This window comes from Pseudomonas sp. NY15463, assembly GCF_048068415.1.
Classification (GTDB): Bacteria; Pseudomonadota; Gammaproteobacteria; order Pseudomonadales; family Pseudomonadaceae; genus Aquipseudomonas; species Aquipseudomonas mosselii_C.
In genome coordinates, this window is the sequence record NZ_JBLUQD010000002.1 from 311,178 (window position 1) to 323,969 (window position 12,792).

The window sequence follows — 12,792 nt, forward strand, 5'->3', positions numbered from 1 at the left end:
GCTGACTTACTCCTTGGTCGCCAGGTTCACGTTGCGGTTGTTGCGGTCCACTGGACGGACCTGCTGGCCTTCGCGCAGCACATGGCCGCCGGCAGCGACCACCCAGTCGCCGGCCTGCAAGCCTTCGAGCACCGGCACGCTGTCGGCCCCATACGCGCCCAGGCGCACGGGCGCGCGCTGCAAACGGTTATCCTGGCCCACCCGCCACACATAGGTCTGCCCTGCCTCGGCACTGACCGCCGAAAGCGGCACCGCCAGCGGCGCCTGCTCGGCATGTGCAATGAACACCCGCGCACTCTGGCCCAGCTCGGCAGGTGCGACGCCGTTGAAGGCGATGCGTGCAGCGAACGTGCGCGAGCGAGGATCCGCCGCTGGCGACAACTCGCGGATGCGCGCCTCGAAACGTTCATTGGGGTGCGACCACAGCTCGACGCTGACCGCCTGCCCCACCGAGAAACGGGCGAACTGCTGTTCAGGCAAGCCAATCAGTACCTCACGCTCGCCGTCAGCCGCCAAGGTGAAAACCGTCTGCCCCGCAGCCACCACCTGGCCCACTTCCACTTGGCGCTTGGCGATCACACCGGCCTGTGGCGCGCGTAACACCGTGTACTCGGTCTGGTTACCTGCCACGTCAAGCTCGGCCTTGGCCTGCTTGAGGCGGGCCTGACCTGCGCGGTAGAGGTTTTCGGCATTGTCGAACTGCGAATGGCTGACCATCCCACGCTCCAGCAGCTTCTGGTAGCGGTCACGCTCGGCACGCACCAGTGCAAGGTTCGCCTCGGCGGCGGCTACTTGCGCATGGCTGGCCTCACGTTGCAGGCGTACGTCTTGCGGATCGAGTTCGGCCAACGGCTGGTCAGCCTTGACCCGCTGCCCCTCTTCAACCAGGCGCTTGCTGACCTTGCCGGCGATGCGAAACGCCAGCTCAGGCTCGAAGCGCGCGCGGACTTCGCCAGGGTAGCTGTCGGCAGACGCCCCCGTTGGCTGAGGCTGGATCACCAGCGCTGGACGCGGCGCGGCCGGGGGCGCGGCCTCCTGGCCGCAGGCGGTGAGCAGTAAGAGGGCAGCAGGCAGGGCGAACGACAATGCACGACGCAACATGATGGAAAACCTTCGGCAGAGGACGCAGCTAATATTTATACTGGCGAGTATACTAAATCAGCCAAACGTCTCCGGGAAGCGGTTGCCGAGAGAAAAACCAGATTAACGTTGCAACGCATGCTGGCCCCGGATCGCTCTCGACCCGGTAAGATGGCGCACTTTCACCCACGATACGGTTCCCCATGTCCAATGACGCACCCATCGGCCCAGGCCGGCCAAAGGACCTGGCCAAACGCGAGGCCATCCTCGAGGCCGCCAAGGCGCTGTTCCTGAGCCTTGGCTATGCCAACACCAGCATGGATGCGGTCGCTGCGGCGGCAGGTGTTTCGAAACTGACGGTCTACAGTCACTTCACCGACAAACAGACACTGTTCTGCGCAGCAGTCATGGCGACCTGCCAGATGCAACTGCCGGATCTGCTTTTCGAGTACCCCGAAGGTGCGCCGGTGGAAGACGTGCTGTTGACCATCGCGCGGGGCTTTCAGGCGCTTATCAGCAGTGACGAGGCGGTCAAGCTCAGTCGCCTGATCATTGCCCAGGGCAGCCTCGATCCAAGCTTTGGCGAGTATTTCTACGAGGCCGGGCCCAAGCGGGTGTTGGCGGGCATGGAGGCGCTGCTGCGCGGGGCCCACGAACGCGGCCTGCTGTGCATCGACAACCCGCTGCATGCGGCGGAGCATTTCTTCTGCCTGGTCAAGGGAGCACCGGATTATCGCTTGCTGCTGGGGTGTGCGGGGCCGCTGCAAGGCGAGGCGGCCGAGGCCCATGTGCGCGAGGTGGTGGGGATATTCTTGCGCGCCTTCCAAGCTTGAAAACAATGCCTTGAATCAGCCGCAAGATGGCACGTATCGCGGCACGAGGCCGCGCCTACGGGTGCAGCGCAGGATTCAGGCTTGGCGCAATCCTGCGGGAGCGGGTTTACCCTTCAGGCTTTCAACGCCTTCTTCGGGTAGATGTCATACCGGCTCGACTTGCCTTCAAGACTATGGCTCGGCTTTGGCCCGTCGATGATCGGTGCCTTGCGCGGGCGCTTGACCACCACACGATGCGTGGCCAGCGCCAAGGCCGCTTCCAATAGCGCCGGGGCATCCAGGTCGTCACCCACCAGCGGGCGGAACACGCGCATCTCCTTCTTCACCAACGCGCTCTTGTCGCGATGTGGGAACATCGGGTCGAGGTAGATCACCTGCGGTGCCTCGCCTTCCCAACCGCGCATGCGCTCAATGGCATTGCCGGTCAATAGCCGCATACGTTCGACGATCTCACCGACTTCCATATCCCCACGCGCACGAGCCAGACCATCTTCCAGCAGCGCGGCGATCAGCGGCTGGCGCTCGATCAAGGTCATCTGGCAACCCAGGCTGGCCAGCACGAAAGCATCCTTGCCAAGCCCTGCGGTGGCATCGAGCACCTGCGGGCGCACGCCCTGGGCAATGCCCACGGCTTTGGCGATCATCTGCCCGCTGCCACCACCGTACAGGCGCCGATGCGCCGCCTGACCCTCGACGAAGTCGACCCGCACCGGGCCTGGCGCCTGCGGCCCCAACTGCTGGATCTGCAACCCATCGGCACCGACCTGCACGGCAAATTCGGCCATTTCGTCCGCCAGCGGCAACCCCAGACGCTCAGCCCACTGCTGCGCCTGCGCCTGGAACGCCGGAGCCAGCGCCTCGACCCTGATACCTGTGCCCTGCCCTTGCTCTGCCATCCAATACTGCACTCGAAAAAATTAATGAACGCCCGGCCACGGCCGATACAGCGAATATCCCGCTATTCTGCCAGAGCACAACGCGCGCGACTGCCATGACAGATACTCTTCCCATCGGCTTGACCTACCTGTCGCCTGTCGGCAACTACGGTCGGCAGAATACCCAGGCATTGGGTGGCGTCAGCCACCTGTGGCAGGATTTCTTCGCCCGCGCGATGGCCGACCAGCAAGCGCTGGAGGTCGACAGTGTCAGCCAGGCACTGGTGCAGTACGACCAGCAAAGCGGCGAACCCATCGGCGGTGCCAAGGCCCTCGCACTGATCGAAATTCAACGTGCCCTGCCGGTGCAGGACACCATCGTGGCGCCGCCCGAGCCGCTGTTCCTGCCCAAGGCCGAACTCGAAGCCAAGCTGTTGCCACCGGCCCCCGAGCCTTTCAGCGCCGCTGAGCTGATCGACCAACAGCGCCAGCTCGACCTGAACAACAGCTGGTTGCGCCCGGTGGTGATGAGCCAAGGCCAGCCTGCCGGCGAACCGGGTCCAGGTCCATCGCCGCGCCCGCTGTTCCTGCCAATCGCCGAACTGGAGCGCAACCTGCTGGATCCGGCGCCCGAGCCGTTCGACCAAACCACCCTTGAGCAACAGCAGCAGGCGCTGGAGTTCGACACCCACTGGGCACGCCCGGTGGTGCTGAACAACGTGCGCGTGCACGCCTGAGGTCAGCGGCAGACCTGCCAGAACCCCATGTCCAGGTGAAAGTGATTGCGGTGGGCGGCGTTGTAGTCCGGCCCCAGCACGGTGCTGAAGCTGTCACAGGCGCCATCGCGCACTTGGCGTAGAAAACGCGCCTTGTCCCCCTCCCCTTGCCAGTCGCTCAGCAGCACGATGCGCTGCCCGTCCTTGAGGCGAAAACCGCTGATGTCCAACGCATTGGCCGTGGCGTGCTGACTCAATCGCCCCTGCTTGCGGTGGTAGACGTTGCGGCAGGCAAAGCTGCCGAGGTGATCGACCTGCGTCACCGGCTGGCCGAATACGCGCTGCGCGGCCGGTTGCAGGCTATGCACCTCGAACAGAGCATAGGCCACCGCCAGCGGACAACTGGCAAGAAAGCTGCTGCTCACGCGCGCTTGACCACCCTCTACACGCCAGACATTGTGCAAGGGGCAGTTGGCATCAGGCGGGCTATCAGCCTGCGACTTCACACGCAAGGTCGAGGTTTGCAAGGACCTGCGACACAACTCAGGATCATCCCTCAGGCGCGACAGTTTGTAGGCAGTCAGCAGGTTCGGCGCTTGCTGCACGTCCAGCACAGCCCAAGGGTTCCAAGCGTTTGGCAGGCGCCAGCCGAGTTGCCAGGCAGCGCCGACCGACGTCAGTAGCGCCGCCAACGCGGCCAACCCAATGCGCACAGGGCCTCAGCGGCGGAACAGGTCATTGAGCCGGGCGAACGGCAGCGCCTGCTCGCCATAGCCGAACGTGCCCTGATCGCGGATTTCCAGCGCAGCACGCTCGAAGGCACCCAGCGCAGCGCGGGCCAGCGAAGAGCCGACGCTGATGCGCTTCACGCCCAGGTCCTGCAGTTGATTCACGCTCAGCGCCATCCCGGGCATGCCCATCAGCACGTTCACAGGCTTGGGCGCCAGCGCCTGCACCACTGCGCGGACTTCATCGACCGTGCGCAGCCCTGGCGCATACAGCACGTCCGCTCCGGCCTCGACGTAGGCTTGCAGGCGTTTGATGGTGTCGTCCAGGTCCAGGCGCCCGTGCAGCAGGTTTTCCGCCCGGGCGCAGAGCATGAATGGGAATGGCAGGCTGCGCGCTGCCGCTACCGCCGCCCGCACACGCGCCACGGACAGCGCGAAATCATAGATCGGCGCCTCGCTGCGGCCGCTCGCATCTTCGATCGAGCCGCCCACCAGGCCCGCCTCGGCGGCGCTCAGGATGGTCTGGGCACACACCTCGGGCTGCTCGCCGAAACCGTTCTCCAGATCGGCTGCCACCAGCAGCGGCGTGGCATCGACGATGGCACTGGCGTTATCCAGGGTTTCATCCAGGCTCAACGCCGCCTCGGCATCTGGCCGGCCAAGGCTGAATGCGAGCCCCGCACTGGTGGTCGCCAGGGCCTCGAAGCCGAGGCTTGCCAGCAGTTTCGCCGAACCGGCGTCCCACGGATTGGGGATAACGAACGCGCCATCGCGCGCGTGTAATGCCTTGAAGGCTTCGGCTCGTAGGGTTTGCACATCCATGGTTCAACCTCCGGCAGTGTTCGACGCGTGGTCAGAGTAGGCCCAATTGTTCGACCTCGGGCGCACGTGGCAATTCCGGCAATCCCTCAAGCCCTGGCAAACGCTGCATCAGACGCTGATGGAAGCGTTGGGCGAGTGCGGCGGCCAGCCGGTTGTCGGCGGTATGCAGAAAGACATACGGGCTGCGGCCTTCTTCGATCCAGCCGGCGACCTTGTCTACCCAAGGGCTCAGGAACGGCTCGTTGGCTTCAAGCTCAGGATGGCCGATGAAACGTACCTGCGGGTGCAGGCTGAACGCGCAAGGCCGCGGCGGCACCTTGGGTTTCTTGGCCTGGGCGTGCAGCACGCTCGGCTCGCGCGAGGTGCAACTGAACAAGGCTCGCGGGTCGAGGCAGATGCGTTCGATCCCACGCTCATGCAGCAGGCGGTTGAGCTGGCGCTCCTCTTCGCCGCGCGCGAAGAAGGCATCGTGACGCACCTCTACCGCAACCGGCACACGCAACTCGTCGAGAAAATACGCAAGCTCGGCCAATCGCGCCGGGCCGAACTGCGCGGGCAATTGCAGCCAGTACGGCGCAACCCGCTCGCCCAGCGGGGCCATCAACTGGGTGAACGCAAGCGCCGAATCAAGCTGGCCACGCAAGTCATCTACATGGCTGACATCGCCGGGAAACTTGGCAGTGAAGCGAAAGCCCGCAGGCATGATGCGCGCCCACCGCTCCACGGTGGCAGGCGCAGGGCGCGCATAGAAGGTGGTGTTGCCTTCGACGGCATTGAATACCTGGCTGTATAGCCCAAGAAAATCACCCGTGCGCGCGTCAGCAGGATAGAGGTACTCGCGCCAGGCGTTTTCGCTCCAGGACGGGCAACCGAGAAAGTAAGGCAGTGGGGACCGAATCATCCGTCAAATGTACAGGTCCAGCCCCAGCACTTCCATGTCCCAATCGGTAAAGCCTGCGGTGGTCAGGTAGCTGGCAAGGGCGGTGGACGTGCGCCGGTCGCGGGCACGCGGGAAGATCATGTCCTGCTGGCGGGCCGGCAGGTCGCTCTTGCGACGGTTGCTGCGGGTGTACTGTATGTCTGCCTCATCGATCGCTTCGGCCTCTTCACTGACGGCCTCATCGCGCAGCGGCGCCTTACGCGGTGCGCGCTTGATGGGGTAGCTCTGTGAGGCGAAGCCGTCGATACGCATGAACGTTGCACTCAAGACCAATGATGGCAATTTAGCAGCATCAGAGATCCATCGCTAATGCCCGAACTGATAACTAGACCACAGATCGCGCAAAAGGTTTAACACTTAGGGGCAGGAACCGCCCCATTGCAAACCTGTGAAGGTATCCGTCAACGCGCCTTTGGCGTCGCCACGTTGTCGCGCAGGTACACAGGCTGCGCCAACTCAGCGTCCACCGCCTCGCCACGGGTCCAGGCGAAACGGGCCAGGCTGACGATGTCCTGAGCATCGGGCAACGCGGCCGGATCGCTCGCTGTCAGTTTTACCGCCAGGCGTTCAGCCAGGCTCCAGCCGGTACCGGCGCCATACCAATCGTCACCCAAGTCGTCGGGCAAGGCCACGCGTTCAGGGGCGATCACCGCCTCCTGGCCGATCAGGCGCATCTCGCCCTGTTCAGCCTGATAGCAGCCCCAGTACACCTCGTCCATGCGCGCATCGATAGCCGCCGCAACCTGCTGCACACCATGACGGCGCAGGGCGCCTTGGGCCAGGGCAGCCAGGTTAGATGTCGGCAGCACGGGGCGTTCGAGGGCGAACGCCAGGCCCTGGACCACGCCGATGGCGATACGCACGCCGGTGAACGCGCCCGGGCCACGGCCGAAGGCGATGGCATCCACTGCGCTCAAGGCCACGCCCGAGTCGGCCAGCAACTGCTTGATCATCGGCAGCAGCTTTTGCGCGTGCATACGCGGGATCACCTCATAGTGGCTGGTCACCTTGCCGTCATGCAGCAGGGCGACGGAACAGGCTTCGGTGGCGGTATCCAGGGCCAACAAGGTGGTCATCGAACGGGTATCCAGGGGCAGGAGTAAAGACGCGGCATTATAGGGCAGCAGTGGCCTGTGTGTGTAGGCGCGGCCTCGTGCCGCGCCTACAAGGGGGCGTTGTGGCGGACAAACGAAAACGGCCCGCAAGCGGGCCGTTTTCATGCGTGCCGGTAGATCAGCTCAGGGCTGCGAGCACCTTGGCAGTGATCGACTCGACCGAGCCTACCCCTTCGATATGGCTGTACTTCGGCTTGCCGGCGTTGGCGGCCGACAACTTCTGGTAGAAGTCCACCAGCGGCTTGGTCTGGCTGTGGTAGACCGACAGGCGATGGCGTACGGTTTCTTCCTTGTCATCGTCGCGCTGGATCAGGTCTTCGCCGGTGACGTCGTCCTTGCCTTCGACTTTCGGCGGGTTGTACTGGATGTGGTAGGTACGCCCCGAGGCCAGGTGCACACGACGGCCGGCCATGCGGCCGACGATCTCTTCGTCGTCCACGGCGATCTCGACCACCGCATCGATATCGACACCCGCGGCGACCATGGCTTCAGCTTGCGGGATGGTGCGCGGGAAACCGTCGAACAGGCAGCCATTGGCGCAATCAGGCTGGGCGATGCGCTCCTTCACCAGGCTGATGATCAACTCATCGGAGACCAGCTGACCGGCATCCATGACTTTCTTGAGTTCCAGGCCCAGGGGGGTGCCGGCCTTGACGGCAGCACGCAGCATGTCACCGGTGGAGATCTGTGGAATACCGAACTTTTCGGTGATGAACTTTGCCTGAGTACCTTTACCGGCCCCGGGAGCTCCCAGCAGAATTACGCGCATCTTGTGCTCCTCATAATTTTTTTATGTAAATCAACGGATTCGGCGCACAAGGCCAACTCCGGAAAATCGGACGAGACCGCAAAATCGGTCAGAGGGCTGCTCAAGATACACAGCGCCCGCCCCCCCGACAAGCGTCCCAAAGGGGCAGCCAAGGGTCCGGTGCAGCCCGTCAGTGGGCAGGTTGCGCCCAGCGCAACCATGCCTTCTACAGCCTCGGCTTGGCACCGGCCTGGCTTAGCGGCATCCGCGCGCCATCCACTTACCCGGTGTTGCGCAACCCCGCCGCGATACCCGCCACGGTCACCAACAAGGCCTGCTCCAATGGGCTATCCAGAGCGGCTTCGCGGCTGCGCGAGCGGGCCAGCAACTCGGCTTGCAAGCGGTGCAACGGGTCCAGGTAAGTGTTGCGCAAACGGATGAATTCGAGGGTTTCGGGGCTGTGCGCCAGTAGCACCGGCTGCCCGGTCAGGCCCAGCACGACCTGGCACGACTGCGACAATAGGTCGCGCAGATGCACCCCCAATGGCAGCAGTTGCGGTTGCACTAGACGTTGGTCGTAGGCCTCGGCAATCTGCGCATCGGCCTTGGCCAACACCATTTCGAGCATGTCGATGCGGGTACGGAAGAACGGCCACTGTTCGCGCATCTGCGCCAGTAACTCGCCCTGCCCCCGCGCCAGCGCGTTGTTCAGCGCGGTTTCCCAGCCCAGCCAGGCTGGCAGCATCAAGCGGGTCTGGGTCCAGCCGAAAATCCACGGGATAGCCCGTAGGCTCTCGATACCGCCCGCCCTGCGCTTAGCTGGACGACTGCCCAGCGGCAGGCGACCGAGTTCCTGCTCAGGGGTCGACTGGCGGAAATACTCGACAAAGTCGGGATTCTCGCGCACCACGTCGCGGTAGGCCTTCACGCCATCGGCGGCCAACTGGTCCATCAGCGCACGCCAGGCTGGCTGCGGTGGCGGCGGGGGCAACAAGGTGGCTTCCAGCACGGCGGCCAGGTACAGGTTGAGGTTCTGCTCGGCGATGCCCGGCAAGCCGAACTTAAAGCGGATCATCTCGCCCTGTTCAGTCGTGCGGAAACGCCCGCCCACCGAACCTGGCGGCTGCGACAGGATCGCCGCATGCGCCGGACCACCGCCACGCCCGACCGTGCCGCCGCGGCCATGGAACAACAGCAGCTCGACCTGATGCTCGCGGCAGATGCGCACCAGACTCTCCTGGGCCCGATACTGGGCCCAGGCGGCTGCGGTAGTGCCCGCATCTTTGGCCGAGTCGGAATAGCCGATCATCACCTCCTGCGGGCCATGCAATCCTGCGCGGTAACCCGGCAGGCCCAGCAGCCGCTGCATCACGGGGCCGGCATTGTCCAGGTCAGCCAGGGTTTCGAACAGCGGCACCACACGCATCGGCCGGGTCAGGCCGGCTTCTTTGAGCAGCAATTGCACCGCCAGCACGTCGGAAGCGGCGCCCGCCATGGAGATCACGTAGGAGCCCAATGAGGCCGCTGGGGCGGCGGCGATCTCGCGGCAGGTGGCAAGCACCTCGGCGGTTTCCGCCTGGGGCCTGAAATGCCCCGGCAGCAGTGGCCGGCGGTTCTTCAGTTCAGCCTGCAAGAAGGCAATGCGCTGCTCCTCGTCCCAGTCGGCGTAACGCCCAAGTCCCAGGTAATCGGTGATCTCCGACAGCGCATCGCGATGGCGCGCCGAGTCCTGGCGTACATCCAGACGCACCAAGAACAGGCCGAAGGTCACCGCCCGGCGCAGGCAGTCGAGCAACGGACCGTCGGCGATCACGCCCATGCCACAGGCATGCAGCGACTGGTAGCACAGCTCGAGCGGCGCGATCAGTTCGCGGTTGTCGTGCAGCACGGCGGCGCTGGCCGGTTGCGGGGTGGCCAACGAGGCATGCGCCCAGGCCCGGGTGGCACGCAGCCGCTCGCGCAACTGCTTGAGCAGCGCGCGGTACGGTTCGGCACTGTCGCCGACCTGCTCGCGCAGGGCAGCGCTGGCCGCCTGCATCGACAGCTCTGCCGCCAGGGCGTCGATATCGCGCAGGAACAGGTCGGCAGCCATCCAGCGCGCCAGCAGCAGCACCTCACGCGTCACCACGGCAGTGACATTCGGGTTGCCATCACGATCGCCGCCCATCCAAGAGGCAAAGCGCACAGGTGCGGCCTCCAGCGGCAAGCGCAGCCCGGTGGCCTCGAACAATGCCGCATCGACCTTGCGCAAGTGGCTGGGAATGGCCTGCCACAGCGAATGCTCGATCACCGCGAAGCCCCACTTGGCTTCATCCACCGGGGTGGGCCGGGTGCGGCGGATCTCCTCGGTGTGCCAGGCCTCGGCAATCAATCTGCGCAGGCGCTCGCGCACCTGCTGGCGTTCGGCGGGCAGCAGGTCACGGTGATCCTGCGCCGCCAGTTGCGCCGCGATGGCATCGTATTTCTGGATGAGCGTGCGGCGTGCCACCTCGGTAGGGTGAGCGGTGAGCACCAACTGGATATCCAGACGCGCCACCTGTCGGGCCAAAGTGTCATCGCCATGCCCGGCAGCCTTGAGCCGCGCCAGCAACTCGGGCAGCACCCTGGCCTCGAAGGGCTCGGGCTGGTCAGGGTCGCGACGGTGGATCAACTGATACTGCTCGGCGATGTTGGCCAGGTTGAGAAACTGGTTGAACGCGCGCGCCACCGGCAGCAGTTCGTCCTCGGCCAATCCGTCGAGGGTCGAACTCAGTTGCTCGCCCTCCACCAGCCGATCGGCCTTGGCGCTGTGGCGAATGGCCTCGATCTTGTCGAGAAATGCCTGTCCATGCTGCTGGCGGATGGTTTCGCCCAGCAGTTCTCCTAAAAGGTGCACATCCTCACGCAAGCGCTGATCGATATCGCTCATCGGGCCTCTCCACTCCAGGAAACAGCATGCGCCAAGAGTGCCCACTGCCGATGGCGCCTGGCAAGCCACACGCTGCTAAAGCAACTAAAGTGAACAGTGCCTATCCGAAGCATTGCCACCTTTGAGGCTTTGACAGAGGTCATCATGAAAATCCGCGAACTCGCCCATCACTGGGAACAGAATGCCGCCGGACGCCTGAGCCCTACCGGCCATGTGCTGCACTTGGACATGGAGGCCGAGGCGCGCCTGGCGGCGTTGATCGAGATGTACCCCAAGCGCAGCGCCGAAGCGCTGCTCGGCGAACTGGTTGCCGCCGCCCTTGAGGAGCTGGAAGCGAGCTTCCCGTACGTCAAGGGCCAGCAGGTAATCGCCACCGACGAAGAAGGCGATCCGCTGTACGAGGACATCGGCCCCACCCCGCGCTTCCTGGCGCTTTCGCGTCGTCACCTGCACGCCCTCGGTAGTGCCCCGGACGATGATCGCCAGTGACCCCTTCCCAGGCTGCGGGCCTTGCCACACAAGGCCCGCGATACCGCCAGCGTACGCCAAAGTTCCCCCGCCAAAGCGCTGACCGATCAGTCAGCAAAAAAAACATTTAGCGTGCGAATTTTTCTGAACTATCGGAAAAACGCCTCGGTCACAGCCCATAGCCATCACGGCAAAACCCTGCAAAAACGGGCGCTGAAGCGCTCGCCTTGATACAGGGAAACAGCGATGGAATGTGCTCTGCCATCGTCGTTAACAGGAGTGACCCAATGGAGTTGACTACCATGAAGACCCGCATCGCAAAACCCTCCTCCAGCCACCTGCGCGGGCTCAAGCTGGCCGCACTGGCCCTGGGCAGCAGCCTGGTACTGGCCGGTTGCGCTGGCAAGCCACCCAGCGAGCAGTACGCCGTGACCCAATCGGCAGTCAATTCGGCTGTCAGCGCGGGCGGCACCGAGTTCGCCGCGGTGGAAATGAAAGCCGCCCAGGACAAGTTCAAGCAGGCGGAAATCGCCATGCACGACAAAAAGTATGACGAGGCGCGGATGCTCGCGGAACAGGCCGAGTGGGATGCTCGCGTCGCCGAACGCAAAGCGCAGGCCGCCAAGGCCCAGAAGGCCCTGCAGGATGCCCGCCAGGGCGTGCAGGACATTCGCGAGGAAGGCATGCGCAGCGCCGAGTGAGCCTGCCACGCCCCCTGAGCCTTCGTTAGCAATCAAAGGATGAATACCATGCGCAACTACGTCATGATCCCCGCCCTGTTGGCCCTGAGCGTCGGCCTGGCTGCCTGCTCCCACGATCCGAACGCCAACCTGGAGTCGGCCCGCAGCAACTTCTCGGCGCTGCAAAGCGACCCGCAATCGAGCAAGGTCGCCGCGCTCGAAACCAAGGACGCCCAGGACTGGCTGAACAAGGCCGACAAAGCCTATATGGAGCGTGAGGACAGCAAGAAAGTCGATCAGCTCGCCTACCTGACCAACCAGCGTGTAGAGGTGGCCAAACAGACCATCGCCCTGCGCACTGCCGAAGCCGACCTGAAGAACTCGGCCGCCCAGCGCGCCCAAGCAAAGCTGGACGCCCGCGACGCGCAGATCAAGAAGCTCCAGGAAAGCCTCAACGCCAAGCAGACCGAGCGCGGCACCCTGGTGACCTTCGGTGACGTGCTGTTCGACTTCAACAAAGCCGAACTCAAAAGCAGCGCCTACCCCAACATCACCAAGCTCGCCCAGTTCCTGCAGGAAAACCCTGAGCGCAAGGTGATCGTCGAGGGTTACACCGACAGCGTCGGTTCGGCCAACTATAACCAGAGCCTGTCCGAGCGTCGTGCCGGCGCCGTGCGCATGGCACTGGTCCGCGCTGGCGTCGACCCTGCACGTATCGTCGCCCAGGGCTACGGCAAGGAGTACCCGGTCGCCGACAACACCAGCAACTCCGGTCGCGCGCAGAACCGTCGGGTGGAGGTGACCATCTCCAACGACAACCAGCCGGTGATGCCGCGCTCGGTTAGCCAAGCGCAGTAACGCGTCAACCCGCTTTAGGGC

Annotated in this window: 15 protein-coding genes; 6 read left to right on the plus strand and 9 right to left on the minus strand. The window is 64.3% G+C overall.

Translation table 11 applies throughout. The annotated features are described in order from the left end of the window. Nucleotides 1-6: 6 nt before the first annotated feature. Nucleotides 7-1,101, minus strand: coding sequence for an efflux RND transporter periplasmic adaptor subunit (locus tag ACNFIC_RS05635; protein WP_138218624.1), 1,095 nt, complete (start codon nt 1,099-1,101; stop codon nt 7-9). Nucleotides 1,102-1,283: 182 nt separating this feature from the next. Between ACNFIC_RS05635 and ACNFIC_RS05640 the strand changes: the two genes are divergently transcribed. Then, nucleotides 1,284-1,913, plus strand: a complete 630-nt coding sequence (locus ACNFIC_RS05640; protein WP_171030917.1) for a TetR/AcrR family transcriptional regulator — start codon at nt 1,284-1,286, stop codon at nt 1,911-1,913. A gap of 113 nt (nt 1,914-2,026) precedes the next feature. Here the strand turns inward: ACNFIC_RS05640 and ACNFIC_RS05645 are convergent, their stop codons facing one another. Beyond that, the gene (locus tag ACNFIC_RS05645; protein ID WP_138218627.1) at nt 2,027-2,809 is read right to left on the minus strand and encodes a class I SAM-dependent methyltransferase; all 783 of its coding nucleotides are present in this window, start codon (nt 2,807-2,809) and stop codon (nt 2,027-2,029) included. Between the two features lie 95 nt (nt 2,810-2,904). On the opposite strand from ACNFIC_RS05645, the gene ACNFIC_RS05650 reads away from it, so the two are divergent. After that, complete coding sequence (locus ACNFIC_RS05650; protein WP_416780262.1) at nt 2,905-3,525, plus strand: energy transducer TonB; 621 nt, start codon at nt 2,905-2,907, stop codon at nt 3,523-3,525. A 2-nt stretch (nt 3,526-3,527) separates the two neighbouring features. On the opposite strand, the gene ACNFIC_RS05655 is transcribed toward ACNFIC_RS05650, so the two are convergent. From ACNFIC_RS05655 to ppc, 7 genes are all read right to left on the minus strand, one after another. Then, nucleotides 3,528-4,217 carry an extensin family protein gene (locus ACNFIC_RS05655; RefSeq protein ID WP_416780263.1) on the minus strand — a complete coding sequence of 230 codons (690 nt, stop codon included), beginning with the start codon at nt 4,215-4,217 and terminating at the stop codon, nt 3,528-3,530. 6 nt (nt 4,218-4,223) lie between these two features. Further along, nucleotides 4,224-5,054, minus strand: coding sequence for an isocitrate lyase/PEP mutase family protein (locus ACNFIC_RS05660; RefSeq protein ID WP_416780265.1), 831 nt, complete (start codon nt 5,052-5,054; stop codon nt 4,224-4,226). A gap of 31 nt (nt 5,055-5,085) precedes the next feature. Further along, nucleotides 5,086-5,955, minus strand: coding sequence for a DUF72 domain-containing protein (locus ACNFIC_RS05665; RefSeq protein WP_416780267.1), 870 nt, complete (start codon nt 5,953-5,955; stop codon nt 5,086-5,088). A 3-nt stretch (nt 5,956-5,958) separates the two neighbouring features. Further along, on the minus strand, nt 5,959-6,246 hold the full coding sequence (locus ACNFIC_RS05670) for a hypothetical protein (RefSeq protein ID WP_138218637.1): 288 nt from the start codon (nt 6,244-6,246) through the stop codon (nt 5,959-5,961). Nucleotides 6,247-6,395: 149 nt separating this feature from the next. Continuing rightward, nucleotides 6,396-7,070, minus strand: a complete 675-nt coding sequence (tsaB, locus tag ACNFIC_RS05675) for a tRNA (adenosine(37)-N6)-threonylcarbamoyltransferase complex dimerization subunit type 1 TsaB (protein WP_416780269.1) — start codon at nt 7,068-7,070, stop codon at nt 6,396-6,398. 157 nt (nt 7,071-7,227) lie between these two features. Further along, nucleotides 7,228-7,878, minus strand: coding sequence for an adenylate kinase (gene adk / locus ACNFIC_RS05680; protein ID WP_028691565.1), 651 nt, complete (start codon nt 7,876-7,878; stop codon nt 7,228-7,230). A gap of 259 nt (nt 7,879-8,137) precedes the next feature. After that, a complete protein-coding gene (ppc, locus tag ACNFIC_RS05685) occupies nt 8,138-10,765 on the minus strand; it encodes a phosphoenolpyruvate carboxylase (protein ID WP_416780271.1) in 2,628 nt (875 codons plus the stop codon). Nucleotides 10,766-10,909: 144 nt separating this feature from the next. On the opposite strand from ppc, the gene ACNFIC_RS05690 reads away from it, so the two are divergent. From ACNFIC_RS05690 to ACNFIC_RS05705, 4 genes are read left to right on the plus strand one after another with little or no spacing between them, the layout of a single operon-like run. Then, a complete protein-coding gene (locus tag ACNFIC_RS05690; RefSeq protein WP_138218643.1) occupies nt 10,910-11,254 on the plus strand; it encodes a pilin assembly protein in 345 nt (114 codons plus the stop codon). 21 nt (nt 11,255-11,275) lie between these two features. Next, nucleotides 11,276-11,464 carry a hypothetical protein gene (locus ACNFIC_RS05695; RefSeq protein WP_138218645.1) on the plus strand — a complete coding sequence of 63 codons (189 nt, stop codon included), beginning with the start codon at nt 11,276-11,278 and terminating at the stop codon, nt 11,462-11,464. A 56-nt stretch (nt 11,465-11,520) separates the two neighbouring features. Continuing rightward, nucleotides 11,521-11,934, plus strand: coding sequence for a DUF4398 domain-containing protein (locus ACNFIC_RS05700; protein WP_138218647.1), 414 nt, complete (start codon nt 11,521-11,523; stop codon nt 11,932-11,934). A gap of 48 nt (nt 11,935-11,982) precedes the next feature. Then, a complete protein-coding gene (locus tag ACNFIC_RS05705; protein ID WP_138218649.1) occupies nt 11,983-12,771 on the plus strand; it encodes an OmpA family protein in 789 nt (262 codons plus the stop codon). Nucleotides 12,772-12,792 lie beyond the last annotated feature (21 nt).